This window comes from Flavobacterium sp. HSC-61S13, from assembly GCF_024171535.1.
GTDB lineage: Bacteria > Bacteroidota > Bacteroidia > Flavobacteriales > Flavobacteriaceae > Flavobacterium.
The window spans coordinates 27,827-54,371 of the sequence record NZ_JALJZV010000011.1; the positions used below are offsets into that span (position 1 = coordinate 27,827).

Consider the following 26,545-nt stretch of genomic DNA (forward strand, 5'->3'; position numbering starts at 1 on the left):
AAAAATACTTATTATTTATCGAAATAGTTCTATAAATGTCCTGCTAACGCGATATTCAATTAATTATCAAGATAATATTTTGTTAATAACATAGTGCTTTGGGTAAATATTACGCTGAATTGCTATTTTTGTTCACCGTTATTATATCAAAATACGTAGATTTGAAGCTTTGATACCGGTTATTGTAGCTGTATATATTATAAAACATGAATTTTAAAGCACTAGTTATAGTTGCGATGTCCACCTGTGGAACGCTTTTCTCACAAGTCCATAAACAAGATAAAGTGTTGTTTACTTTGGATGGGACTCCTTATTATTCAGAGGAATTTAAACGGATTTACAATAAAAATTTAGATTTAATCCAAGATCCAAAGCAACGAGATGTCGATCAATACTTAGACCTCTTCGTATTGTATAAACTCAAAGTAAGCAAGGCCTACGATCTAAAATTACATGAAGGCAAATCTTATATCAACGAACTCAAAACCAATCGGGATCAGCTGGCAGAAAGGTATCTGACTGATGAGAGCCTAATCGATAATTTAGTTGTCGAAGCCTATAATCGATCATTAAAAGAAATCAATGCCGATCATATACTGTTTTCGGCAAAGCCTTTTGCGAGTGCAGCGGATACACTGAAGGTCTACAACAAAGCCCTAACTGTACGAAATGAAATTTTAAGTGGTGCCGATTTCAATGAAATGGCAAAGAAATATTCCGACGATCCTTCTGCTAAAGAAAATGGAGGAGCTCTGGGTTATTTTTCCGCTTTTAAGATGGTTTATCCCTTTGAAAGCGGTGCGTATAATACGGCTATAGGTCAAGTTTCTATGCCGATCCGATCTCAATTTGGTTATCATCTGATTAAAGTTAACGAGATACGCGAAAATAGAGGCGAGGTGACTATCGCACATTTGATGTTGTTGAAATCAACGGATAACGTTGTTGAAAAAAACACAGAGATCCACGAGCGAATCAAAGAATTGGATGCGCAGTTGAAAAATGGAGCCAACTTTGAAGAGCTGGTTGCACAATATTCCGAAGATACCAATACCGCAAAAGTGGGCGGTATATTGGCTAAATTCAGGATTGGCGTTATGAATGAACCTGAATTTGAACAGACGGCTTTTAATTTGGAAAAAGCAGGCGATATTTCGGCACCCGTTGAAACCACTTTTGGGTGGCATCTGATTAAATTAATACAAAAAGATCCCCTACCAACACTTCAAGAATCAAAAATTGCTCTGGAGAATAAAGTCAAACGAGACAGCCGCTCACGCATGATCAATGAACAGTTAGTGAAAAAGATCAAACAACGATTTTCCGTAGTCGAAGATCATAAATTGAAGAAACAAGTTTTCTCCTTGGTCGATCTAAGTTTTTATAAAAACAGTTGGAAACGACCTGTAGAAGATAAGCAATATCAGAAGCCTTTATTGACGATCAATAAAGATCGCGTTGCCACAGCAATGGATTTTCTAAAGTATATTGAAAAAAATCAGCAAGCTTATCGCGGAGTAGAACCGTTGAGTAAAGCAGTAGATTTGGCTTATGAAAAGTTTTTAGAGAGCGAATTAAAGAGCTATTATATGGCGAACTTAGAAAGCGAATTTCCGGAGTTCGATCATACCGTTACCGAATACCGCGAAGGATTATTGCTGTTTGAATTGATGGAAACCGAAATTTGGAATAAAGCAAAAGTAGATACGCTTGGGTATACGGCATATTACGAAAAGCACAAACAGAAATACAAACAAAAGCAGCGCTTAGATTTGGCTATTTACCATTTTGAGGATGAAAAAGTAGCTAAACGCACATTCAAACGCTGGCTGAAAAACCCTAATTTAGCAACGGCTATACCAGCCGTTGTCAAGGTGGAAAGCGGCCTTTTTGATTTGCAAAGTGCTGTAGTAACGGAACGCCATATACCAACAACCCAGGGGGTATATCAAAATCCAAAAGATAACCGAGAAATTATTGTAGTAAAGGAAGTAATCCCAGAGCAAATTCTTGAAATGGAATCGGTGAGGTCTCAGCTACTAGAAGAATATCAAGACAGTTTTGAAGCCGTATGGCTTGAAAACTTGAAGAAAGAAAAGAAGATCGAAGTCAATCGATCGGTCTTAGAAGAAGTGAAACAGGAATTAAGTAAAGGATGATTCGAATAGTAGCCATAGTAACTTTGTTTATGATGTTTGGAGCTTGCAAGAATAAAAATTCGCAAGATTCCGATGCGGTCGTACGCGTCAATGATTCGTATATCTACCGTAAGGATTTAGATAAATTAGTTGCTCCAGGAACTACGGCTGAAGATAGTTTGGTCATTGTCAATAATTACTTCAACCATTGGGCAACGCAGCGATTGTTGTTGGATGTCGCGGCATTTAATTTATCAGACGAAAAGAAAAGCGAAATTCAAGATTTGGTCGATCAGTTTAAAACAGACTTGTTAACCGCTGCTTACTTGGAGCGTATGGTACAACAGAGCGTTGATACGGTGGTCAGTGAATCGGATTTGCGCAATTTCTATAATGAAAATAAAGATAAGCTGGTTTCCAATGAGGTTTTGGTGCAACTGCGATATGTAAATGTCCTTAATGAAAACCCTAAATTAGCCTCGATTAAGAAATATTTTTTGTCTAATAAAAAACAAGACTTTAAAAAATTAGAAGACTTATCTTTGCAAATGAAATCTTATGCTTTAAATGATTCTGTTTGGGTAAATATGAATCAGATTTATGGGAAACTACCTTTTATAACCTCGGATAATATTAAAAGTTATCTGTCAGATGGTTTGTTTTACGAGATTAAAGATGCCGAGAGTACTTATATGGTAAAAGTGAATAAAGTGCTGGATAAAAACAGTATTTCGCCCTTTGAATATATTAAGCCGACCTTGATTCAAACGGTGATGAACAACAGAAAAATGGAATTAATAAAAAAAATACAAAAAGATATATTAGATGATGCAAACAAAAATAACCAATATGAAATTTATAAATAAAAAGCTAAGCTTTGTTTTAGGTCTTTTTCTAGCTTGTGTAGGATTTGCGCAGGCCCAACAAACTGCGACTAAAAAGAAGATTGACGGTGTTGTAGGAGTTGTCGGCGACTATGTGATTTTAGAGTCTGAAATTGATAAAACCTTAGAAGAGTTAAAGGCGCAAGGTGCTCCGATGGAGAATTTTAATAGATGCCAACTTTTTACAAAATTATTGGAAGATAAATTGTTTGCGCACCATGCTGTTCAAGACAGTTTGGAAGTGACGGATGTTGAGGTTAACGGTTTTATGGATCAGCAAATTGAAAGTATGGTAGAATATGCTGGATCTATGAAAAATGTATTGACTTTTTATAACAAGAAAAATGTAGAAGAATTTCGTGAATACTTTTTTGATATCGTTAAGTCTAATAAACTAACACAGAAAATGCAGGCACATATTGTGGAGAAAGTAGAAATTACTCCAGAAGAAGTGCGTCAGTTTTTTAATGCTATTCCAAAAACGGAATTGCCAATGGTTGGTGACGAGGTTGAAATTGCAGAGATAGTAGTCAAACCAGTTATCTCTAAAGAGCAAAAACAAAAGGTGATCGATCAGTTAAAAGAGATGAAACGTGATATCATTGAAAACGGTTCTAGTTTCTTTAGTAAAGCGGTATTGTTTTCTGATGATAAGGCTTCTGTTCCCAATGGAGGGTTTTACTCAATGAGTAAAAAGGATCCTTTTGCCAAAGAATTTAAAGATGTCGCTTTCAGCATGGCGGAGGGAGAGATTTCTGAGCCTTTTGAAACAGAGTTTGGATACCATATTATTTACTTAGAGAAAATACGTGGACAACAATTGGATTTAAGACATATTTTATTGATCCCTAAAGCTACTGAAGAAGCAGTGGAAGAGGCTCGTAAAAAAATTGAAGCGATCCGTGAGAAAATTGTAAAAGGTGAAATTACCTTTGCAGCGGCAGCGGCAGCATCATCTGATGATAAGGAAACGCGAAATAATGGAGGTGTGATCCGTGATCCGATGACGCAGGATCCATTATTTGAATTAAACAAGATGGAAGATAGAGAATTGTATTCTTTGGTTTCCAATTTAAAAGTAGGTGAGGTTTCTAAGGCGGCATTTAAAACAGATAGAAAAGGGGAGAAGGCCTTCCGTTTGGTTACGGTAAATAATAGAAAAGCTGAACATCAAGTCGATTTTGCTGAAGACTATACCAAAGTAAAAAACATGGCTTTAAATGACAAGCAAGGTAAGGAAATCGCAAAGTGGATCACTTCAAAAATCGACGATACCTATATCAATATCCAAGGAGAATACAGAAATTGTACCTTTAAAAATAACTGGTTGAAAAAATAAAAATATTTTTTCACAGCCTTTTTACCACTAAATAAAGCCATTTCGGAAATATCTGAAATGGCTTTTTAGTATAAAATAAGTATGTTTTTTTGCAATATGATATTTAAACTTTTAAAAATTGATAATAAGTAGGTAAACGGTCAAAATAGTGTATTCCATTGAGTAAAATTCAGTAAACTAGAATGTTTATAAATAATAACTCTTTGAAATCAACGTTTCCTTAAAAATTTTCAATTCTCATTAAGAATGCTTAAATTTGTGCTGACAAAAATGATAGTACTAACTAAACTTCAATTATAATATGGCTTTTGATATTGAAATGATCAAAAAGGTGTATGAAAAGATGCCAGAACGTGTTGCTAAAGCGCGTGAGTTAGTAGGGCGTCCTTTAACACTTTCTGAGAAAATTTTGTATACTCACTTATGGGATGGTACGCCATCTCAATCGTTTGAAAGAGGAAAAGATTATGTAGACTTCGCACCAGACCGCGTAGCCTGTCAAGATGCGACAGCTCAAATGGCGTTGTTGCAATTTATGCATGCAGGAAAAAGTAAAGTAGCAGTTCCTACAACGGTTCACTGTGATCACTTAATTCAAGCGAAAGTAGAAGCTAATACAGATTTAGCGGTAGCTAAAACTCAGTCTTCTGAGGTTTTTGATTTTCTTTCTTCTGTATCTAATAAATACGGAATTGGATTCTGGAAACCGGGAGCCGGAATTATTCACCAAATCGTTTTAGAAAATTATGCTTTCCCTGGAGGAATGATGATTGGAACGGATTCACATACAGTTAATGCTGGTGGATTGGGGATGTTGGCTATTGGTGTTGGTGGTGCTGATGCAGTAGATGTGATGTCTGGAATGGCTTGGGAGTTAAAATTCCCTAAATTGATTGGGGTTAAGTTGACTGGAAAATTAAACGGTTGGACTGCACCTAAAGATGTGATTTTAAAAGTAGCTGACATTCTTACTGTAAAAGGAGGAACTGGGGCGATAGTAGAATATTTCGGTGAAGGAGCTCTTTCCATGTCTTGTACTGGTAAAGGTACCATTTGTAATATGGGTGCTGAAATCGGAGCGACAACATCTACTTTCGGGTACGATGATTCTATGAGAAGATATTTAGCAGCTACAGAGCGTCAAGATGTTGTGGATGCAGCGGATAAAGTTGCAGAGCACTTAACGGCAGATGCAGAAGTATATGCAAATCCTGAATTGTATTTTGATCAAGTGATCGAAATCAATTTATCGGAATTGGAACCTTATATCAACGGACCTTTTACGCCGGATAGAGGAACTCCAGTTTCTAAAATGAAAGAAGAGGCTGCTGCAAACGGTTGGCCGTTAAAAGTAGAATGGGGATTGATCGGTTCTTGTACAAACTCTTCTTACGAAGATATGTCTAGAGCAGCTTCCATTGTTGAACAAGCGGTAGCTCATGGTATTACTCCTAAAGCTGAATTTGGAATTAATCCAGGTTCTGAATTAATTCGCTACACAATTGAGAGAGATGGTATCATCGCTACTTTCGAAAAAATGGGAACTAAAGTATTTACCAATGCTTGTGGACCATGTATCGGACAGTGGGATCGTGCAGGAGCGGATAAAGGAGAGAAAAATACTATTGTTCACTCATTTAACCGTAACTTCTCTAAAAGAGCTGACGGTAACCCAAATACACATGCCTTTGTAACATCGCCAGAAATGGTTGCTGCTTTGGCTATTGCGGGAGACCTTAGCTTTAATCCACTTACCGATACTTTGTTAAATGACAATGGGGAAGAAGTGAGATTAGTAGCTCCTAAAGGAGACGAATTACCAACTAAAGGTTTTGATGTAGAAGATCCAGGTTATCAAGCGCCAGCTGCCGACGGTAGTTCTGTAGTGATTTCTGTATCTCCAGAATCGCAACGTTTACAATTGTTAGACCCATTCCAACCTTGGGACGGTAAAAATATTACAGGAGCTAAATTGTTGATCAAGGCTTTTGGAAAATGTACTACAGATCACATTTCTATGGCTGGTCCATGGTTGCGTTTTAGAGGGCATTTAGATAATATTTCTAACAATATGTTGATCGGTGCTGAAAATGCTTTCACACACGAAACAAATAGAGTAAAAAATCAATTGACCGGAGAGTATGGAGAAGTACCAGCTGTTCAAAGAGCGTATAAAGCCGCTGGTGTTCCTACTATTGTTGTAGGAGATCAAAACTACGGTGAAGGTTCTTCTAGAGAACATGCTGCTATGGAACCTCGTCATTTAGGTGTTGAAGCGGTATTGGTGAAGTCTTTCGCTCGTATCCATGAAACCAACCTTAAAAAACAAGGTATGTTGGCTTTGACTTTTGCTAATGAAGCAGACTACGATAAAATTCAAGAAGGAGATACGATCAATTTCTTAGATTTGACGGAATTTGCTCCAGCAAAACCATTGACTTTAGAATTTGTTCATACGGATGGTTCAAAAGATATTATCTTGGCTAACCATACTTATAATGCTGGACAGATCGAATGGTTCAAAGCGGGTTCTGCTTTAAACTTGATCGCTGCTGGTAAAGCGTAATAAGCAAATAGGCTTATATGCTAATGGGTTTATTCGCAAACTTGTAGATATTTATAGAAGAGGCTATCTTATGGGTAGCCTCTTTTTTTTTACGGTAATTTTTCTCCTTTGAGGGAATGTCCTTAGGATTGGGGCTTTTGATTTAATTATCGAATAATTTGGTATTATTGTCAAACCCCATAGGGGTGAAACAATTCTAGAATAATTATCGTATGAATGGGTGTTTTTGTCAAACCCCGTAGGGGTGAAACAATTCTAGAATGATTATTGGATGAATGGGTATTATTGTCAAACCCCGTAGGGGTGAAACAATTCTAGAATGATCATCGGATGAATGGGTGTTTTTGTCAAACCCCGTAGGGGTGAAACAATTCTAGAATGATTATTGGATGAATGGGTATTATTGTTAAACCCGGTAGGGGTGAAATAATTGTAAAATTTGATTAAGGACAACATGCAAAAAGATATAAAGAATAGGAAAAGAAATTCTTGGATAAACATAGCCATTATGATTGTTATGGGCGTCATATTATTTACACCTTTGGGAACGGAAGTCAAAGTTTTGTTCAACCGGTTGATAGCATTTAGTCCTTCGTTGGAAAAAACCGTTGATGAGGAGAAAGTCGATTTTTCAACTTGGCAGTTACAAGATGAACAGGGAAAAACCGTGTTGTTTTCTGAATTTCAAGGAAAATTGATTTTGGTTAACTTTTGGGCGACCTGGTGTCCACCGTGTATCGCTGAAAAACCGAGTTTTCAAAAACTGTATAACGACTACCAAGACCGTGTGGTCTTTTTATTTGTAACCTCGGATCCTGCGGATAAAGTAGTGGCTTATAAGGAGAAACACCAATATACCTTACCGATGTATTTTCCGTTGTCTAATACGCCAAAGTTATTGGAGTCGACTTCTATTCCTGCCTCGTATTTAATCGATCAACAGGGGCGTGTTATCCTAAAGAAATTTAGTGCTGCAGATTGGAACAGCGGCAGTTTTAGAGCGGAGTTGGATCGATTGTTGCAGTAATGGATTGGTTTACGGTAAAGGCTTATGCTTAGCTAATTACCTCCGTATTCTCTAATTTGGAAACTGTGAAAAGCGCTGCATTCTTCTGATGTAAAAAAGGCTTCCTATACCGGGGAATCCAAGGATCACAACTAACCACAATAGGCGACTGATTCCCTTCTCTTCACGACTCAGTTTTCGGATGGAAAGGGTGAACAGAAATATAAAAATGCTAAGGATAACGATATACGGTAAAATCAAGTGAAATGCTGTTAAAATTAAAGTTTTGAGACAGGACAAATATAAGTATTTAACTGATTATTTAAGGATTAATGGGATTGTTGCTTAAATATTTATTCATTTGGAGTATATCCTCTTGTATGTAATTTACTTCACGACTTAAAACAGAGTTTTTATTGAGTTGTCAAACGGGGTATTTTTTTAAATCTTTGATTTTAGTCTACTTACGTTGAAAGTAGCTGGGGTATATTAATCAAAAAAAATCCGGATTTTAGATCCGGATTTTTTGTATTTATAAAATTCTATCCTACTAATAGTACGTATAACGTCTTACTTTAGCAATATATTTAGCCAAGCGAATAACTTGGTGGCTGTATCCATACTCGTTGTCGTACCAGATGTACAGTACGATGTTTTTTCCATCGGCAGAAACGATCGTAGCGTTACTGTCGTAGATCGCAGGAGCTGATGTTCCAACGATATCAGAAGATACCAATTCGTTGTTCATCGAATATTTAATCTGCTCTACTAAAGTCCCTTCTAAAGCTGCAGTTTTCATCATGGTATTGATGTCATTAATGCTAGTTTCTTTGTTTACTTCTAGGTTAAGAACAACTAAAGAACCGTTAGGAACAGGTACGCGGATAGCGTTTGAAGTTAATTTACCAGCAAGTGTTGGCAAAGCTTTTGCAACAGCACTTCCGGCACCAGTTTCTGTAATAACCATGTTTAAAGCGGCTGCTCTTCCACGACGGTATTTCTTGTGCATATTGTCGACCAAGTTTTGATCGTTGGTATAAGCGTGAATCGTTTCTAAATGCCCTTTAACAACACCTAGATTATCTTCAACAACTTTTAAAATTGGTGTGATAGCATTGGTGGTACAGGAAGCAGCAGAGAATATATGTATATTGTCTGGGCTGTATTCTTCGTGGTTAACACCGTGAACGATATTTGGAACTCCTTTTCCAGGTGCAGTCAATAATACTTTGTCAGCTCCTTTTGATGATAAATGACGTTTAAGGTCTTCTTCTGTGGTGAAGGCTCCTGTATTGTCAATAACCAAGGCATTATCAATATCAAATTCAGTATAGTCAATATCTTCCGGTCTTGAAGCAGAAATCATGTGAACCGTAGTTCCGTTGATGATCAAGGCATTGTTTTCTGGATCTGCAATTACAGAACCTTCGAAATCACCGTGGATAGAGTCGTATTTTAAAAGAGAAGCTCTTTTTTCTAATAGGTTAGCGTCATTTTTATCACGCGTTACTATAGCTCTTAAACGCAGTTGTTGTCCCTTTCCGATTTTACTCATCAATTCGCGAGCTAATAAACGTCCGATACGTCCAAATCCGTATAAAACAACATCTTTTGGAACGATGTTTTCAGTTTGTTTGGCATTCTTTAATTTGTTGATAACAAAAGAAAGTGCATTTTCATGTTGGTTGTCTTCTAAATGAAATTCATAAGTTAGTTTACCGATGTCAATTCTAGAAGGAGGTAAATCCGAAGATAATATAGCTCTGGCGATTTCAACCGTATCGAAAATCATAATAGGTTTTTCAACAAATTTTGCAGCGTATTCATGTAAATTGATGATATCGCTTACATTTCGATCGATTAATTGATTTCGGAATAAAACCAATTCGATAGATTTGTCATACCATAAGTCGCTTACAATTTTGATGAATTCGACACATGCTTTTCTTCGATCTGCCTGAAAGGCCAATTCTTTTTCGTAAGAACCTGAATTTTTCATAGTTAGATTGTGTTGTAGTAAATTCTTGCAAAAATATCGATTTTAAATCAAATAATTAAGCTCTTTTAAAAATAAAAGCGCAACTAGTGTTGCGCTTTTGATAAAAGCTGTGAAATTATAATAACAGCCGTATTAATTCACCTTTCCTATTGACGATTTCCAATCGAAATTGCTTTTTAATTCTCGAGTTATGGAAAATTTCTAACGCCTTTTCGGTGTTTTCAATGCGTGTTCCATTGATTGAAATCAGAACACTTCCTTCGAGCTCCTCTTTATAAGGAGCATAACTCTCATTATTGACTTCCATAATTCGAATTCCAAAAGGAATATTTAGTTTTTTCTTGTCTTCAGAGCTCAAATCCTGAAAGATAAAGCCATTAAACTCCGGATTGACAAGCGCTTTTTTGATCAATAAAACATCGAGATTGAGTTCTTTTTGATCGCGTTGAACGGTGACAGTTACTTTGTCGTTCGGACGTTTGGTGTTTAAAACAGCATTTAAATCAACAAAGGTCAAGATGTTTTTTTGGTCGATTTTTGTGATGATATCACCGATCTTTAATCCTGCTTTTAGGGCTCCTGATTCCTTATTAATCGATTCGATATAAAACCCTTGAGTGCTTTTGATATTTTTTTCTTTAGCTATAGCTGGGGTCAGTTCAAAGCCTTGTACGCCTAAAACCCCTTGTTGTACATTGCCGAATTCCAATAAGTCCTGCACGATTTTGCGAGTTAGATTGGACGGCACAGCAAAGGAATATCCAACATAAGATCCGGTATTAGAGGAAATCATCGTATTGATACCGATTAGTTCCCCTCGGGTATTGACTAAAGCACCCCCGCTGTTACCGGGATTTACTACGGCATCGGTCTGTATAAAAGATTGCAAGCCTGATTGAGATAGGTTACGGGCTTTAGCCGAAATAATACCTGCTGTCACGGTTGAATTGAGGTTATAGGGATTACCAACCGCTAATACCCATTCTCCTAATTGTATCTGATCGGAATCCCCAAAAACAACATAAGGTAGTTTTTTGGGTGCCTCAATTTTTAATAAGGCAATATCCATGGAACGATCCGTACCGACTAAACGAGCTGGGTAACTTTGATTGTCGTTGAGGGTCACCTCCAATTGAGCGGCACCGTCAATTACGTGATTGTTGGTGACTATATAACCATCTTCTGATATGATGACTCCTGATCCCATACCGATTTGAGGTTGAGAAGGTGCATTTCGATAACCGTAAAAATATTCCAAAATCGGATTGTTTGGTGCTGTTCGATAACTGACGTTTTTAACGTGTACGACGACATGAACTGTGTTTTCTGCCGCTGCAGTAAAATCTAAACTGCTAGCAGAACCCATTGTCGACTTCGCGGGGAAGGTCGTTGTGGATGCTATTTTTGGAGCTTCGTCGTTTGATCGGTCAATAAAAAACTTGTAGCCCGCTAAAGTAATAACGCCACTTAACAAAGATACGGTCAACAAAGAGGTTATTTTGTTCATTTTTTATCTGTGTTTTATAGTTTATGATAGTAAATATATAGAATAAAAATTTATAAAAAAAAGCTTTAACCATCGATTAACAACCGCCAACGTCTGATTAATATTTGTATTTTTGTAGCAATTATAAGTTTGTGAAATCATGAGTGATATATGGAGTTTTTTTAAATATCAAGGCACGGGAAACGATTTTATTATGATCGATAATCGACTCGGAAATTTTCCCAAATCGGAGCGCGAACAAATCGAACGTTGGTGCGATCGACGATTTGGTGTCGGAGCCGACGGATTGATTTTAATAGAGAACGATCCTGATTATGATTTTAAAATGGTGTACTACAACGCTGATGGAAATCAGAGTTCGATGTGTGGTAATGGAGGTCGCTGTATTGTTGCGTTTGCCAAGCAATTGGGGATCATTGAAAAAAGCGGTTATTTCCAAGCTGTTGATGGGCTTCATTACGCGACTATAGACGAACACAATACGGTTTCCTTACAGATGTGTGATGTCAATCAGGTTGAACGACAAGGTGAAGATTTCTTTCTCAATACGGGTTCTCCTCATCATGTGATGATAGTAAATGATTTAGACCATTATGATGTTTACCAACGCGGGAAGGAAATTCGAAATAGTACGGCTTATCAGCCCGGAGGAACCAATGTCAACTTTGTTGAACAAGTAGATCAGCAAACTTTCGCTATACGCACTTTTGAACGGGGAGTGGAAGATGAAACTTGGTCTTGTGGAACTGGTGCTACTGCGGTTGCAATTGCTATGTATACGAAAGGATTGATTAATGCTTGTGAAGTGAATATTTTGGTGAAGGGTGGCCAATTAAAAGTTGCGTTTGTCAAAGAAGACGAAGTGTTTACTTCGGTATTTCTCACTGGGCCTGCGCAAATGGTTTTTGAAGGTACTATAAAGATGGCGCTATGATCACATTAAGAGGGGAGTTGGTTTACTTAAGAGCTTTAGAACCTCAGGATTTAGAGTTTATATATCAGTTAGAAAATTCAGAGGCTCTATGGGAAGTGAGTCATACTCAAACTCCGTATAGCCGTTTTTTGATCCATCAATATCTCGAAAATGCACATCAAGATATCTATGAGTCTAAACAATTGAGATTGGTGATTTGCCTAGTGGATTCCGATCAGACCATTGGATTGATTGATTTGTTTGATTTTGATCCTAAAAATGAAAGGGCGGGAGTTGGTATCGTGATCAATGCTCCGGAAAACCGATTAAAAGGACTGGGGTCAGAGGCATTACAATTGCTGATAAACTATGCCTTTTATCACTTAAACCTGCATCAATTATATGCAAATATTAGCACGGATAATTTATCTAGTGTACAGCTTTTTACTAAATTTGGCTTCGAATGTGTGGGAGTCAAAAAACAATGGAACCGAGTGGGGAACCTTAGAAAGGATGAGGCCTTATATCAATTATTAAATATAAAAAAATGAATTTAAAAAAAGCCGTAAGTATAATTGCTGTGTTGGCTCTGTGTGGAGCTATGGTTTATGCTTATATCATGTATGACAAAGCCTTTTCTACTAATATAAAGGGTATCGATAAGGAAACCTATATCTATATTCCTTCTAAGGTGACCTATCAAGAAGTGCAACACATTATCGAACCTTACGTGATCGATATGGATAAATTTGAAACCGTAGCGGAACAATTCAAATACTCATCCAACATCATTTCTGGGAAATTTTTATGGAAAAAAGGGATGAGTAGTTATGATATGATGCAAGCGTTGCGTAAAAACATTCCTGTTAAAGTAACTTTTAACAACCAAGAAACCATCGAGCGACTGGTACAGCGTTTGGCAACTCAAATTGAACCAGATAGTTTGTCGCTTTTGGAAACCTTTACAGAACCTGCTTTTTTAGAAGAAAATGGTTTTACTAAAGAAACCGTATTGGCATCCTTTATGCCTAATACCTATGAGTTTTACTGGAATGTTAGTCCGATAAAAGTTCGTAATGCGATGCATAAGGAGTACATAAAGTTTTGGAACGAAGAGCGCATTGAAAAGGCGAAAAAATTAAATATGACGCCAGTTCAGGTTGCGATACTAGCGTCAATTGTACAAAAGGAAACGGCAAAGAACGATGAGAAGGCTACTGTAGCAGGAGCTTATCTGAACAGATTGCGATTGGATATGCCGTTACAAGCTGATCCGACCGTGGTATTTGCCAAGAAAAAATACACCAATGACTTTGATCAGGTTATTAAAAGGGTTTATCTTAAGGATTTAGCGATCCCTTCTGCCTTTAATACATATCAAAACACTGGATTGCCTCCCGGACTTATTTCCATGCCGGATATCTCTTCCTTGGAAGCGGTATTGAATCCAGAGCAACACGATTATATCTATTTTTGTGCCAGTGTCGAAAAAATGGGCTACCACGAATTTGCGGCTACCTTAGCGCAACACAATGTCAATAGAAAGAAATATACAGATTGGCTAACCAGAAATGGAATTGAATAGGTATCGTTTGCAATTTTAACGACTTAAAAACGAGTGAATGGAAACGTTAATGTATTTGCTCTGTTTTTGATTTGGGAAGTATTGCTAGCTTAAACGGTTTTATCATCAATTCGATCAAAAATCATAAAGTAATACGCGAGATTTATAAAACAAAAAGCCTAAAAATGCGCTGTCATTTTTAGGCTTTTTTCGTGGTATTTCTTTTGTGCTTTTCCCGCTGAAAAACTCCCATTTGACTTTTCCTAAACGTCAAATAAGCCCTTGATTTGGTGGATTGGGCTATTAATTTAGTTAAGAAAATTAAAAAAAGCAAATTTATTTTATAAATTTTATTTTTTTTAGACCCTTGTTTATCAGTGTTTTGCGTTATTAAGAGGCCGGATAAAGTTAAATAACCCCAATCTGAATAGCTTTTTATAAAAAATGAAGTAACTTTGCCCTCAGAAATTTCAAATGGTGACAGGGTTTGAGAAATTAAAATTAATGATAAAAACATGTTCTTATTTTATTGGATTTGTATTGCTAATCGCAACGGTAATTTCCGGTTTTAAAAGTTATGAAATAGCACTTTTAAAGCAACATAAAACGGAAGTTAAAGAATCGTTGTTCTACCATGTTGCCACGGAAGAAGAGGTAGCAGATGTAGCGAATAAGGAGTTAGCAGCAATTCCATTTACTGGTAAATCATTTACTGGTTTTAAACAGGCTCTTGCAGTTCGAGAGTCCCTAGGTTTATACACTTTGGTCAATTCATACGGGTATATGGGAAAATACCAATTTGGAAAAAGTGCTTTACGAGCTGTAGGGATCCGAAATACCGCAGGTTTTTTAAAAAACCCCATTCAACAAGAAAAAGCATTTAATGCCTTGTTGGCAAAAAACAAATGGGAGTTGAGAAAAGAGATTAAAAAATTTGATGGTAAAAAAGTAGGAGGTGTTCATATTACGGAATCTGGAATTTTGGCGGCAGCACACTTAGGTGGAGCAGGATCGGTAAAAAATTTCTTGAAGAGTAATGGGCACATTGGTTTTCGCGATGGATTCGGTACGTCAATAAAGTCGTATATGATGAAGTTTGCGGGTTATGATACTTCTCACATAGTGGCCAACGATAATCCGGTGGTTACGATGTAGTAAAAATTTAAGAAGAACCAGCTTTTCGAAGCTGGTTTTTTTATTTTAGAGTTTCTGTTAATTCCCAGATTGGAAAAAACTAAAAAGTTAAAAATTACAAAAAGGGCATCATTTTTAAAAATGCTTTCTATATTTGTGCTCACTAAAAGAAATACAACAATGAATATCTTATTAACTAATAGCTGGTGGAGCCTACTTACGTCAAACGTCGTGAGCGGTCCTTGCTATACATATAGTTGATAAAATAACTGTACCATATATAAAAAAGGCTTGTCTAACGACAGGCCTTTTTTTTTGGTCTAAACTCAAGGTATTTAAAAAACGGAACACGAATTAGGAATTCATAAACTCCTATCAAACTCAATAACTTAAAAACAATAAGGATGAATTACCAAGTAGATTTAAACGGATTTTATGGAAATTATGGAGGTGCTTTTGTACCAGAAGTGCTGCAAGAGCAAATCACAAGATTGCAAGAGCAATACTTGGCTATTTTACAAGAACCCGATTTTCAAGCGGAGATGGCTCGATTGTTAGCGGACTATGTCGGACGTCCGACGCCACTGTATTACGCAAAGAATTTATCGGAGAAGTACCAAACCAAGGTATATTTAAAAAGAGAAGACCTTTGTCATACCGGAGCGCATAAGATCAATAATACCATAGGTCAGATACTGATGGCTAAGCGATTAGGGAAAAATAAAATTGTTGCAGAAACGGGTGCTGGGCAACATGGAGTTGCGACGGCTACGGTTTGTGCATTAATGGACATGGAATGCATTATCTATATGGGGGCTTTGGATATGGAACGACAGGCGCCAAACGTCGCACGTATGAAAATGTTAGGTGCAGAGGTTCGAGCGGCGCAATCAGGCGCTAAAACGCTTAAGGAGGCCGTAGATGAAGCTTTGTTGCATTGGATTGAAAATCCAGACGATACGTTCTATATTATCGGATCTGTGGTTGGACCCCATCCTTATCCTGATATGGTTGCGCGTTTTCAATCGGTGATCTCTGCCGAAATTACGAAGCAGTTGGTCGACCTAGAAGGGCGTTCGTTACCCGATTACATTATCGCTTGTGTTGGAGGAGGAAGTAATGCCACAGGAGCTTTTTATCACTTTTTAGAAGAAGAGACCGTAGGGTTGATTGTCGCTGAAGGCGGTGGTAAAGGTTTGGATTCGGGCCAAACGGCTGCCACCTCATTTCTGGGTAAAGATGGAATTTTACACGGAAGCAAAACCCTATTTATGCAAGATAAAAAAGGGCTTCCAGTAGAGGCTTATTCTATTTCGGCAGGTTTGGATTATCCGGGATTTGGACCTTTATATGCGCATTTAAAAGAGGTAAATCGCGTTGAATTTTTAGCTATTGATGACGATGCCGCGATGCAAGCCGGATTGGCCTTGTGTAAATTAGAAGGAATCATTCCCGCTATCGAAAGTGCTCATGCTTTGGCAGTGCTAGACAAAAAGAAATTCAAGCCCACCGATGTAGTGGTGGTTAACCTGTCGGGACGAGGGGATAAGGATCTACATAATTATACGACTTATTTTAAACTGTGAAGAGCCCATGTAACGAGCAGTGGAAAGCTGAGTCGTTTTAGAAATTGTGTAACCTAGAGCATCCGTAAAATTATTACGGATGTTTTTTTTGTGCTGGTTGAATGCAACAGTTTGCACTTGCTATTCTTGTTTTTAAAGGATAAATAAACTATTTTTATAGGACAAATAAGACCTTGGTACTTGTCGATCAATCGACAAAGTCCTTATGAGGTCTGTTGCTAAGCTATCATCCACGACTAAAAAAATAAAAAATGAATGAAATTCAATCGCTTACTTCCACACAAACATACAAAACCATCATCACAAAAGACCAACATGCCATTATAGTAGATGAGCCGGTGAGTTTGGGTGGGCAAGATTTAGGCATGAGTCCAAAAGACTTGTTAGCGGGAGCTTTGGCTTCGTGTACCAGTATAACGATTCGAATGTATGTTGATCGTAAAGGATGGGAAGTCGGGGATATCCGAGTTCGCGTTACTTCGGAAAAGGACGAGGCTTTGCAAAAACAAGTATTTAAAAGAACCATTGAATTTGGTGTTGAGTTGGAAGAGGCTTATCGCAGTCGCATCTTAACCATTGCGGATAAATGCCCCGTGCATAAAATCTTGGAGCAGTCGAGTGCGATTGAAACGAGTTTGATTTAAATACAAAAGGCTGTCTTTTTAGACAGCCTTTTGTATTTGCTTATACGCCTATATGCCTATATGCCCATATGTCTATACGCTTATGGGCGTATCTGCGTATCTGCTTTTACCCAATCATATCTTCCGGTCTAACCCAGGCATCAAAATCTTCTGGGCTGACATATCCCAGTCGGACGGCTTCTTCTTTTAGAGTAGTTCCGTTTTGATGGGCTGTATTGGCAATTTCGGCGGCTTTGTAATAGCCTATTTTTGTATTTAAGGCAGTGACCAACATTAAAGAATTGGACACTAATTCTTGTATTCGCGGTTTGTTGGGTTCTATACCTTGGGCACAGTGTTCGTCAAATGATACGCAAGCTTCTCCAATCAAACGGGCTGATTGCAGTAGATTCGCTGCCATCATCGGTTTAAATACGTTCAATTCGTAATGTCCTTGGGTGCCTCCTATGGTTATAGCGACGTCATTTCCCATCACTTGTGCTGCAACCATGGTCAAGGCTTCGCATTGAGTTGGATTGACTTTTCCAGGCATAATTGACGATCCCGGTTCGTTTGCTGGGATAAATAGTTCACCGATTCCCGATCGGGGGCCAGAGGCCATCATTCGGATATCGTTCGCTATTTTATTTAAGGATACCGCTAACTGTTTCAGGGCGCCATGGGTTTCAATAAACGCATCATGTGCAGCCAAAGCTTCAAATTTGTTTTCGGCTGTAATAAAGGGAAGATTGGTAAATTCTGCGATGTATTTAGCAACTACTACGTCGTAACCTTTTGGCGTATTGATTCCTGTGCCAACTGCTGTTCCGCCTAAGGCGAGTTCCGATAAATGTGCTAGGGTGTTGTTTAGTGCTTTTAACCCGTGATTGAGCTGCGCAACATAACCGGAAAATTCTTGTCCTAGAGTCAGTGGAGTGGCATCCATTAAATGGGTTCTTCCAATCTTAACTACATCTTTAAATGCGATGGACTTCGCTTTAAGGGTGTCGCGTAATTGCTCTACTCCAGGAATGGTGGTTTCGATGATCAAACGATAGGCTGCGATATGCATACCTGTCGGGAAAGTATCGTTGGAAGACTGTGATTTATTGACGTCATCATTGGCTTTAAGTACGGGTTCGCCTTCACCGATTTGAAAACCAGCGAGTACTTGAGCCCGATTGGCTACGACCTCATTGACGTTCATATTGCTTTGGGTTCCCGATCCCGTTTGCCAAATCACTAAGGGAAACTGATCGTTTAGTTCTCCTGCTAATATTTCATCGCATACTGCGGCAATGGCGTCTCTCTTTTCTTGAGACAATACACCGAGTTCAAAATTGGCATAAGCGGCAGCTTTCTTTAAATAGGCAAAACCCTCTATGATTTCATGAGGCATGGAAGCAGGGGGACCTATCTTAAAATTATTTCTGGAACGTTCTGTTTGAGCTCCCCAATATTTATCTGAAGGAACCTTGACTTCACCCATGGTGTCTTTTTCTATTCGAAAGGTCATAATTATATCTTTTTTAGAAAATTGTTTTTTAGAATAATTCTATATAAAGATAGCGAATAAGAAGCAAACTTAAAAGTCAATTAATTTCTTTTTAGATATTTAGGTATTCCCATATTTTCATTATATCTTTGACATTGTATTCAAAATTCCGGAAAACATGTTTGAATTTCAACAGTATTTAGGTTTCATAGTTGCCATGGGCGTCCTTACATTAGGGTTCTGGTTAATGATTTTTTTAGTGGGTTTCGTACAGTATTGGGCTGGCGGAGCAGTTATCGAACTAATTAAAGAGAAGAAAGCTAAAAAAAGAGAAGCGCAAGAACAAATTAAATAATTTGATTGCTTGATTAAAAAAAGGGAACCCAATGGGTTCCCTTTTTATTTTAGTCTTAATTCGGGAATCGGATCTGTTCACTACGAACATCGATCCGATTCCCGATTACTAGTTATTGACCACTCTATTAAGCTCCAATCATTTCTCCAGAATCACCCTCTCCACTTTTTGGAGCGAATTTTTGCTTCTCGGTTTTCTTTTGATTAAAGCGATAGGTAAAGGACAGATTGATCTGACGCCCTCTCCATTGCATCTCGCTAAACGAGTTAGACTGTGGTAAATGAATTTCTGTTTCTCTTTTTCTCGAGTTGAAAAGATCACTCACATTCAACGAAAGCGTACCGTTATCCTTAAAAATATCTTTGCTTAGAGCCATGTTTGCAGACAAGTTGGCTTTAATCATTCCTTGAGCGGTTTCCTCTCTAGCGCGATACATACCATTCATCTGCCAATCTATTTTATAAGGTAGAGTCACTCTCGAAGTTATTCTGGTAAACCAAGAATACGAAGTATTGTCAAAATTTTGGGTTTCTTGTTTTCCGTCAAAGTCGGTAAAAGTGTAGTCTCCTTGTGTTTCTTTTCTAAAGAAATTAAAATTACCGTTTAGTCTCCACCATTTAAAAGGGGTAGCATTAACTGTAAATTCAAAACCATAACGGTATTCCGTGGCTAAGTTGATAGGAGAGCTAACGGTAATCGGTGTTCCATTGGCTGTCGTTCCATTAATTCTCTTAACAAATTGAAAAGCATCGTCTGTTACATTAACATAGGCGGAAGTACTCAATGTGAATCCGGTCCAACGTTGCATATACCCCAAGTCAAAAGCATTGGTCATCGCAGGATCTAAATCTGGATTACCTTGAAAAAAATTGATATCACTCGAATAGTTGGAGAATGGATTTAAGAAAAATCCTCTTGGACGATTGACCCTTTTACTGTAACTCAAAGTAAGGTTGCTCGAAGGGGAGAATTCATAACTCAAGAAGGCACTAGGGAAAAAATTATTGTATTTTTTGTTGTTGTAATCTTGAGTAATCAATTGGTTGACATCGACATTGGTGTCTTCAAATCGAAGACCTAACATATAGCTAAATCGATTGACTTTACTGCCAAATTGTGCGTATAAAGCATTGACTTTTTCTTTGTATTCCAAAGTATTGGTCAGGTTTATATTATTGACCCATTGGGAATTATTGTAATTGTCTAGGGCAAAGACCGTTTCTAAGGTGGAGAAATTACCTAAATAACCCGCTTCGAATTTCGAATCTTCTCCTATAGGTAAAACATAATCTGCTTGAAGGTAGTTTCTATCAACTTTTTCGTTGTTTAAAGTGCGCTCTAAAGAAAAGTGATCTTGCAGTTGAATTTGATCTTTTATCATCGAGTTGTCAAGATCTTTATCTGCCGATACCGTACCGCTAACAGTAAGTTTATGACCGTCTTTTTTAAAGTTTTTCTCAAAAGTTGTGGTGTATTCAATACTCTCTCTCGATCCGTCTTTATCCTCATCACGCGTACGAGCATAATCGAATAAGCGGTCCTTATCGAAATAATTATAATAAATGGTGTTAGGGCTGTTGATGTTATTTTTGCTTAAAGTAACAGCATTGGTCCAAGTAAAGGATTTGGTTAAAAACCATTCTAAGCCAAAATTGATATTATAACCTTCGCGTTCTCTGGTGCTTGGTTTGGATTCGTCTATATATTGACGAGGTAGACCGGTCAGTGGGTCTAAATATTCGGAATTATTAATCATGCTACCTTTGCTTTTGGAATGGTTATATCCCGCATTGGTATACATATTATAGTTTTCACTTCTGAAATTGACGTTACCATTTAAACCGTAGTTCATTGGATCACCCACGCTACCGGTTAAACTGCCGTTGATTCCTTGTGCTTTACCTTTTCTCAATACGATATTAATAATACCTGCACCACCTTCGGCTTCGTATCGCGCTGATGGATTCGTTATTACCTCTACTTTCTCGATAGATTCTGCAGAAAGTATTTTCATGGCCTCTGCAATATTACTGGCTAATCCAGTTGGTTTTCCATCAATTAAAACTTTGACGTTTTCATTCCCTCTCAAACTAACTGTTCCGTCAACATCAACACTGACAGAAGGTACGTTGTCCAATACATCACTAGCTGTTCCGCCTTTGACGATCATGTCCTGACCTACGTTATAGACCTTTTTATCGAGTTTTATTTCGACTGTTGATCGTTCGGCAATAATATTCACTTCTGCTAAAGTTTGCGAATCCACAACAATTTTCTGTTCTCCAATAGAGGTGTTTTTGGATACGGAAATCGAATTAATCTCTATGGTTTTAAAACCTAAAAAATCGATTTTTAAATAATAATCACCTTGAGGTACTTCAAATTCAAATTTACCTTTCGCATCGGTCATACCTCCAGAAACTATAGAAGCGTCGGCTTTATTTTGCGCATATACACTTGCGTATTCCAAGGGCTGATTAGTCGCAGCCTCAATAACACTACCCGATAGAGTGAATTCTTTAGGTTTGGTTTGTGCGATTGCTGTTACTGAGGTAAACAGAAACAATACAAACCATAAAGTCATGAATTTTTTCATTATAGTCATTAGTTAGTTTACAAGTTAGACTATAAATCGGGCAGTAGGTTTAATGAGGAATTGTTAATATTATATTAAATGCTAGAGAATCTCCTCGATTTTTTCGGTTGGACGTGCAATTACGGCGCGATCGCCATTCACGACTATAGGGCGTTCGATTAATTTAGGATAGAGTGACAGCGCCTCAATAATTTCTTCTTCCGACAAATTCGCTGTTGCAAATTTCTCCTTCCAAATACTTTCTTTTGTTCGAACCAATTCTATGGCGGGTATATTGAGTTTTGCGAGAAGTACTCGAATCTCAGCAGTAGAAAGTGGCGTGCTTAAATATTTTATAACATCGTATTCCATACCGCGATTTTCTAGATAAGCCAGCCCTTCTCTCGATTTACTGCATTGTGAATTATGATAGATTGTAATCATTTTTTTAGTTCAATTTATAGATTATATTTTTAAATAAAGGTAACTTAGTACAAAAATAACGGATAATGAATTACATCGAGCAACTTCTAAAAACACCAGTATCCAAAAAACTTTGGTTATACCTTCCTTTTAGTGTTTTTTTTATAGGAATTTTTGTTTTTAATTGGGTGTTCTTGCAATTTAATGATATAGATAGTGGAGCGCTCATTGCTCGCAATATAGAGTTGTATGGCAAAAATATCAATTTTTTGCAGACTATATTGCCGATATCCTCTTTCTTTTTTGTGTTGATTTTATGGGTGCGGGTGGTACAGAAGCAGTCGTTATTGAGCTTGATCACGGCTCGTAAAAAAGTTGATTGGAAGAGAATTGCTTTCTCCTTTGCGGTTTGGGCTGCTATAACCTTGTTGATTTTCTTTTATAGTTTATACAGTGAACCAGAAAATTTCAAGTGGAATTTTGATTGGGCGGCATTTTTACCTTTTTTATTAATGGCATTAGTTTTGATTCCTTTACAGACAAGCTTTGAGGAATTGTTTATGCGCGGATATCTGATGCAAGGTATCGGTTTAGCTAGTAAAAGCCGGTTTATGGCACTAGTTACGACCTCCTTTATATTTGGAATGATGCATATATCCAATCCGGAAGTGGGACAAATCGGGTATTATATCTTGATTTATTATATAGGAACGGGAGTCTTTTTGGGGATTATTACCCTAATGGACGACGGTTTGGAACTCGCTTTGGGGTTTCATGCCGCAAATAATTTGATTGGAGCATTATTAGTGACATCGAATTGGACGGCATTTCAGACCAATTCTCTATTTGTAGAATTGAGTTCACCCAAAGATTCCTTGTCGTTAATTACGGTGCTGACTCAGGTAGGTATAGTATTGCCTTTGTTGTTGTTGCTTTTTGCCAAAGTCTATCGTTGGAAGGATTGGCGTAATAGATTAATGGGAAAAGTAGTTGAAGTGTAAAAATCAATAATTAGGCAATCGCTCATATAAAATTGTTTGTTGCAAATAATTACCGCTAAGGAAAGGCGATACCATAAGACCTTAATGTAAAATAAAATCTGCTTATGACATCGCCACTATAAGATCATTTGTTGCAAACAAATACTGCTAAGGAAAGGCGATACCATAAGACCTTAATTTAAAATAAAATCTGCTTATGAAAAGTTATGAAATACACCCGAATTTTAGATTAAACGGAAAGAAAATGGATCAGGATCAATTGTGTCATTTAGCTTTTGATTTGATTCAAGATGGAGAGCCTTATCAAAAGGACTTGGGACAGTTGATTTTACAGTGGTTTGATTTTAACAAGAGCATCCTGTTGATGACTTCGGGTACTACTGGAGAAGCCAAGGGCATTTCAATTAAGAAAAAGGCTATGGTCAATTCGGCTAAAGCTACGGGAGCTTACTTTAAATTGATGCCAGGTGATCGTGCGCTATTGTGTTTATCTACCCGCTATATAGGAGGTAAAATGATGGTGATTCGCGCTTTGACTCTAGGACTAGAATTGGATGTGGTTGCACCGAGTGCTGCACCCTTATTAAACAATAAGGAAATTTATGATTTTGTTGCGATGGTACCGTTGCAAGTTGAAAATTCTTTGGAAGAGCTGGATAAAGTTAAAACCATTATAATAGGAGGAGCGCAGGTTAACAATAAGTTAGCGGAAAAGTTACAAAACTTGGATACTGCGGTATTCGAAACTTATGGAATGACTGAAACGGTAAGTCATATTGCTGCAAAAAAAATAGGTGAACCCTATTTTACCGTTTTACCTAAAGTGAATATATATGCTGATGAACGCGGTTGTTTAGTGATCAATGCACCAAAAGTAGCTGAAGAGGTTTTGGTAACTAACGATTTGGTTGAGGTAATTAGTGACCACGAATTCAAATGGTTGGGACGTATAGATAATGTGGTGAACAGCGGTGGAATTAAACTTTTTCCTGAGCAAATAGAATCAAAACTGATTGGTTATATTCCATCTCGATTTTTTGTAATTGGAAAAAAAGACGAACTATTGGGAGAAAAACTTATTTTAGTTATTGAAAGTGAGCCTTATCCACTGCAAGAGGATCTTTTTAATTCCCTATCTAAATATGAAAAACCCAAAGAAGTTTTTTTTGTTGAAAAAATTGAGGAAACCGTAACGGGTAAAATGCTGAGAAAGCAGACGCTGTTAAGTTTGGGCTAATCTATAATTGAGGCAAATGAAAAAACAGATCCGCGATTATTTTGAGCATATTCATTCGATGAGTGATGCGGACTGGGAACTCTTTTCATCAAAATTGGTTAAACAGCGTTTCTCGAAGAGAGCTATTTTAATTGATAGTGGGCAAGTAGAAGATTATCTTTCCTTTGTCGAAAAGGGAAGTATTCGGATTTTCAGTTCAAACGAAGAAAAAGAACATACGTTGGGTTTTGTTTTTGAAAACGAGTTTTGTTGTGCTTATGATTCTTTTCTAACGAGATCGCCGGTGGAATATCGAATAGAAACCCTAACAGCGGTTGAATTATGGAGAATCAGTTATCTGGATTTACAAGAATTATATCAAACAACAGTGATCGGTAATTTACTCGGACGACATATAGCGGAAATGCTTTTTATTAAAAAAGCCCGGCGTGAACGCAGTCTTCTTATGGAAACTGCAGAACAACGTTATATAAACCTTTTTCTGGAAAAAAGGCAATGGATAAAAACCATTCCCTTAAAATTTTTAGCGTCGTATATCGGGGTTACTCCACAGGCTTTAAGTCGAATTAGAAAGCGAATTTCTTAACTTAGGTTTATTTCATAGCTAAGGTTTAGGTGTTATTTTTAATAAAAAAAATGGTAGCACTTTTTATCTTGTTAGGAGTTTTTTCGATAAGCCTTTTATACTTAAAAGTTTTTGGGAGGCATTTTAATTATGCTGTAGCTGCTCGACTTGCGTTAACTGTTATGCTGTTGTTTACCGCAATGACACATTTTGTGTATACAAGTGGTATGCAATTGATGGTGCCCAATTGGATTCCCTTTAAAAAATCAGTCGTCTTAATAAGCGGTTTTATAGAAATTGCTTTTGCGATAGCCATCTGTATTCGACAGCTGAGAAAAATAGCCGCTTGGAGTTTGATCGCTTTTTTGATAATGATCTTACCGGCCAATATTTGGGCCTCGATGATGCAGGTTGATTTTCAAAAGGCAACTCATTTAGGGCTAGGTATCGAGTATTTATGGTTCCGAATACCGTTGCAGCTTTTTTTTATTGGATGGACGTATGGATGTTGTCTATCTAAGAAATCGAGTGTGTTATAAATTTCACATGTCCTTTAAGAGATGCTTAATATCTGGTTCATAGGATTGTTGATTTTCCCTTCTTGATACCCTAGATCCCACCATGCTTTCATTTGTTCGGGATTGAAAATCAAGGAATTTGTTGTGAGTTGGGTAGGTGGATGATAAAAATTTAAAGAAATACTTCGATTTAGTCCCTCTAGTTTACCTAAAGCAACATTATCGATAGCGATTTGATTGAGCATAAACTCAAAAACGCGCGATGTCAATACAAAAGCGTTTTTAATGGGCGCTTTAGTTTGCGTATCGTTCTTTAATACAATCACATCAATTTCAGTGGCCCCTTTTAAAATAGCTTGATATATGGGTATGAGATCACCCATACCGCCATCGGCATAGTCAAAATTGTTTTTGTTGACCAAACTCATAAACGGCACCATAGATGTGGAGGCCCATACCCAGTCACAATAATCTTCGTATTCACAGTCCCGAGCATTTTTATATTCAACACTCATAGTGCTGAGATTGGATACCGTTACAAGTACATCTTTGTTAGACTGTTTGATTTGGTTAAAATCATTGACGGTCATGGTATCGGCGATTAACCGCCGTAAATTGTTGCTTTCGCCGAAAGTTTTTTTGCCTTTAAGCATGGTTGTTAATACTCCGAGATGGTTGATCCGTGTTTTAAAAACACCGTTCTTCTCACTAATTATAAACGGAGAGATATTAAAAATATCCTTTTGATTCACATTGGTGAATACCTGTTTCAATTTTGCAGTTTGTCCTATAGACAATAACGGCACTAAAAGGCTACCGGTAGAACTGCCAATTAAAATTTGATAGTCTTGCTTTTTTTCCTGAATAAGATATTCAGCCAGTCCTCCTGCAAAAGCACCTTTACTACCACCACCTGAAATTACTAATGCCCGCATTGTGAAAGAAATGGATTAACTGTTTCGCTTACCTCCAATAAAAGTGGAGCTTTTTTATAATACTAAAAATACCTATAAAAAGCTTGGTAAAATATTTAAGGGCAAGTTTTTTTTAGTCTCAGTGGAGTTTATGGTTCATTTAAGCAGGAGGCTTACAAATGCGATGCGATTCAGCTATAAAA

At 37.4% G+C, this 26,545-nt stretch carries 24 protein-coding genes; 16 read left to right on the forward strand and 8 right to left on the reverse strand.

Annotated features, from left to right (window positions below):
* The first annotated feature begins 206 nt into the window (after window positions 1-206).
* The 5 genes from L1275_RS11210 to L1275_RS11230 all read left to right on the forward strand — a co-directional run bounded on the left by L1275_RS11210 (window position 207) and on the right by L1275_RS11230 (window position 7,954).
* Window positions 207-2,159 (forward strand): peptidylprolyl isomerase, encoded by a 1,953-nt coding sequence (locus L1275_RS11210; RefSeq protein ID WP_253473003.1) that lies wholly within the window; start codon window positions 207-209, stop codon window positions 2,157-2,159.
* A complete protein-coding gene (locus tag L1275_RS11215) occupies window positions 2,156-3,004 on the forward strand; it encodes a peptidylprolyl isomerase (protein WP_253473005.1) in 849 nt (282 codons plus the stop codon). The genes L1275_RS11210 and L1275_RS11215 overlap by 4 nt, the downstream gene beginning before the upstream one ends.
* The gene (locus tag L1275_RS11220; RefSeq protein ID WP_253473009.1) at window positions 2,988-4,361 is read left to right on the forward strand and encodes a peptidylprolyl isomerase; all 1,374 of its coding nucleotides are present in this window, start codon (window positions 2,988-2,990) and stop codon (window positions 4,359-4,361) included. Before L1275_RS11215 ends, L1275_RS11220 begins: the two co-directional genes overlap by 17 nt.
* A gap of 301 nt (window positions 4,362-4,662) precedes the next feature.
* Window positions 4,663-6,927 (forward strand): aconitate hydratase, encoded by a 2,265-nt coding sequence (locus L1275_RS11225; RefSeq protein WP_253473012.1) that lies wholly within the window; start codon window positions 4,663-4,665, stop codon window positions 6,925-6,927.
* Between the two features lie 508 nt (window positions 6,928-7,435).
* On the forward strand, window positions 7,436-7,954 hold the full coding sequence (locus L1275_RS11230) for a TlpA disulfide reductase family protein (RefSeq protein ID WP_253473015.1): 519 nt from the start codon (window positions 7,436-7,438) through the stop codon (window positions 7,952-7,954).
* 51 nt (window positions 7,955-8,005) lie between these two features.
* Here the strand turns inward: L1275_RS11230 and L1275_RS16595 are convergent, their stop codons facing one another.
* The 3 genes from L1275_RS16595 to L1275_RS11240 form a co-directional block, all read right to left on the reverse strand.
* Complete coding sequence (locus L1275_RS16595) at window positions 8,006-8,233, reverse strand: PLDc N-terminal domain-containing protein (protein WP_371923473.1); 228 nt, start codon at window positions 8,231-8,233, stop codon at window positions 8,006-8,008.
* 250 nt (window positions 8,234-8,483) lie between these two features.
* Window positions 8,484-9,932 carry a glyceraldehyde-3-phosphate dehydrogenase gene (locus L1275_RS11235; protein WP_253473018.1) on the reverse strand — a complete coding sequence of 483 codons (1,449 nt, stop codon included), beginning with the start codon at window positions 9,930-9,932 and terminating at the stop codon, window positions 8,484-8,486.
* A 115-nt stretch (window positions 9,933-10,047) separates the two neighbouring features.
* Window positions 10,048-11,439, reverse strand: a complete 1,392-nt coding sequence (locus L1275_RS11240) for a S1C family serine protease (RefSeq protein WP_253473021.1) — start codon at window positions 11,437-11,439, stop codon at window positions 10,048-10,050.
* A gap of 148 nt (window positions 11,440-11,587) precedes the next feature.
* Here L1275_RS11240 and dapF point away from each other — a divergent pair, with 148 nt between their 5' ends.
* Genes dapF through mltG form a run of 3 tightly spaced genes read left to right on the forward strand, consistent with a single transcriptional unit; the run spans window position 11,588 to window position 13,937 of the window.
* Window positions 11,588-12,373: a diaminopimelate epimerase gene (dapF, locus tag L1275_RS11245; protein ID WP_253473204.1), complete on the forward strand. Its 786-nt coding sequence runs from the start codon at window positions 11,588-11,590 to the stop codon at window positions 12,371-12,373.
* Window positions 12,370-12,903 carry a GNAT family N-acetyltransferase gene (locus L1275_RS11250; RefSeq protein ID WP_253473024.1) on the forward strand — a complete coding sequence of 178 codons (534 nt, stop codon included), beginning with the start codon at window positions 12,370-12,372 and terminating at the stop codon, window positions 12,901-12,903. Before dapF ends, L1275_RS11250 begins: the two co-directional genes overlap by 4 nt.
* The gene (gene mltG, locus L1275_RS11255; RefSeq protein ID WP_253473027.1) at window positions 12,900-13,937 is read left to right on the forward strand and encodes an endolytic transglycosylase MltG; all 1,038 of its coding nucleotides are present in this window, start codon (window positions 12,900-12,902) and stop codon (window positions 13,935-13,937) included. The genes L1275_RS11250 and mltG overlap by 4 nt, the downstream gene beginning before the upstream one ends.
* A 178-nt stretch (window positions 13,938-14,115) precedes the next feature.
* On the opposite strand, the gene L1275_RS11260 is transcribed toward mltG, so the two are convergent.
* Window positions 14,116-14,433, reverse strand: coding sequence for a hypothetical protein (locus L1275_RS11260; RefSeq protein ID WP_253473030.1), 318 nt, complete (start codon window positions 14,431-14,433; stop codon window positions 14,116-14,118).
* On the opposite strand from L1275_RS11260, the gene L1275_RS11265 reads away from it, so the two are divergent.
* The 3 genes from L1275_RS11265 to L1275_RS11275 all read left to right on the forward strand — a co-directional run bounded on the left by L1275_RS11265 (window position 14,421) and on the right by L1275_RS11275 (window position 17,280).
* Entirely contained in the window at window positions 14,421-15,071 is a 651-nt protein-coding gene (locus L1275_RS11265; RefSeq protein ID WP_253473033.1) for a peptidoglycan-binding protein LysM, read from the forward strand. The two genes, L1275_RS11260 and L1275_RS11265, sit on opposite strands and share 13 nt — an antisense overlap.
* Before the next feature lie 383 nt (window positions 15,072-15,454).
* Window positions 15,455-16,636: a tryptophan synthase subunit beta gene (gene trpB, locus L1275_RS11270; RefSeq protein ID WP_253473036.1), complete on the forward strand. Its 1,182-nt coding sequence runs from the start codon at window positions 15,455-15,457 to the stop codon at window positions 16,634-16,636.
* 251 nt (window positions 16,637-16,887) lie between these two features.
* Complete coding sequence (locus L1275_RS11275) at window positions 16,888-17,280, forward strand: OsmC family protein (RefSeq protein ID WP_253473039.1); 393 nt, start codon at window positions 16,888-16,890, stop codon at window positions 17,278-17,280.
* A gap of 106 nt (window positions 17,281-17,386) precedes the next feature.
* Here L1275_RS11275 and fumC read toward each other — a convergent pair whose 3' ends face one another.
* Window positions 17,387-18,775 carry a class II fumarate hydratase gene (gene fumC / locus L1275_RS11280; protein WP_253473042.1) on the reverse strand — a complete coding sequence of 463 codons (1,389 nt, stop codon included), beginning with the start codon at window positions 18,773-18,775 and terminating at the stop codon, window positions 17,387-17,389.
* 157 nt (window positions 18,776-18,932) lie between these two features.
* Here fumC and L1275_RS11285 point away from each other — a divergent pair, with 157 nt between their 5' ends.
* Window positions 18,933-19,109: a hypothetical protein gene (locus tag L1275_RS11285; protein WP_253473045.1), complete on the forward strand. Its 177-nt coding sequence runs from the start codon at window positions 18,933-18,935 to the stop codon at window positions 19,107-19,109.
* A gap of 127 nt (window positions 19,110-19,236) precedes the next feature.
* Here the strand turns inward: L1275_RS11285 and L1275_RS11290 are convergent, their stop codons facing one another.
* Together L1275_RS11290 and arsC are read right to left on the reverse strand one after the other, a co-directional pair.
* Window positions 19,237-21,705, reverse strand: coding sequence for an outer membrane beta-barrel family protein (locus tag L1275_RS11290; RefSeq protein WP_253473048.1), 2,469 nt, complete (start codon window positions 21,703-21,705; stop codon window positions 19,237-19,239).
* A gap of 81 nt (window positions 21,706-21,786) precedes the next feature.
* Window positions 21,787-22,128: an arsenate reductase (glutaredoxin) gene (gene arsC / locus L1275_RS11295; RefSeq protein ID WP_253473051.1), complete on the reverse strand. Its 342-nt coding sequence runs from the start codon at window positions 22,126-22,128 to the stop codon at window positions 21,787-21,789.
* Between the two features lie 65 nt (window positions 22,129-22,193).
* Here arsC and L1275_RS11300 point away from each other — a divergent pair, with 65 nt between their 5' ends.
* From L1275_RS11300 to L1275_RS11315, 4 genes are all read left to right on the forward strand, one after another.
* A complete protein-coding gene (locus L1275_RS11300; protein WP_253473054.1) occupies window positions 22,194-23,108 on the forward strand; it encodes a CPBP family intramembrane glutamic endopeptidase in 915 nt (304 codons plus the stop codon).
* 196 nt (window positions 23,109-23,304) lie between these two features.
* Complete coding sequence (locus tag L1275_RS11305) at window positions 23,305-24,345, forward strand: AMP-binding protein (protein ID WP_253473057.1); 1,041 nt, start codon at window positions 23,305-23,307, stop codon at window positions 24,343-24,345.
* A gap of 16 nt (window positions 24,346-24,361) precedes the next feature.
* Window positions 24,362-24,931: a Crp/Fnr family transcriptional regulator gene (locus L1275_RS11310; RefSeq protein WP_253473060.1), complete on the forward strand. Its 570-nt coding sequence runs from the start codon at window positions 24,362-24,364 to the stop codon at window positions 24,929-24,931.
* A gap of 50 nt (window positions 24,932-24,981) precedes the next feature.
* Complete coding sequence (locus tag L1275_RS11315; protein WP_253473063.1) at window positions 24,982-25,449, forward strand: hypothetical protein; 468 nt, start codon at window positions 24,982-24,984, stop codon at window positions 25,447-25,449.
* A gap of 14 nt (window positions 25,450-25,463) precedes the next feature.
* Here the strand turns inward: L1275_RS11315 and L1275_RS11320 are convergent, their stop codons facing one another.
* Window positions 25,464-26,363 carry a patatin family protein gene (locus L1275_RS11320; RefSeq protein WP_253473066.1) on the reverse strand — a complete coding sequence of 300 codons (900 nt, stop codon included), beginning with the start codon at window positions 26,361-26,363 and terminating at the stop codon, window positions 25,464-25,466.
* Window positions 26,364-26,545: the final 182 nt, after the last annotated feature.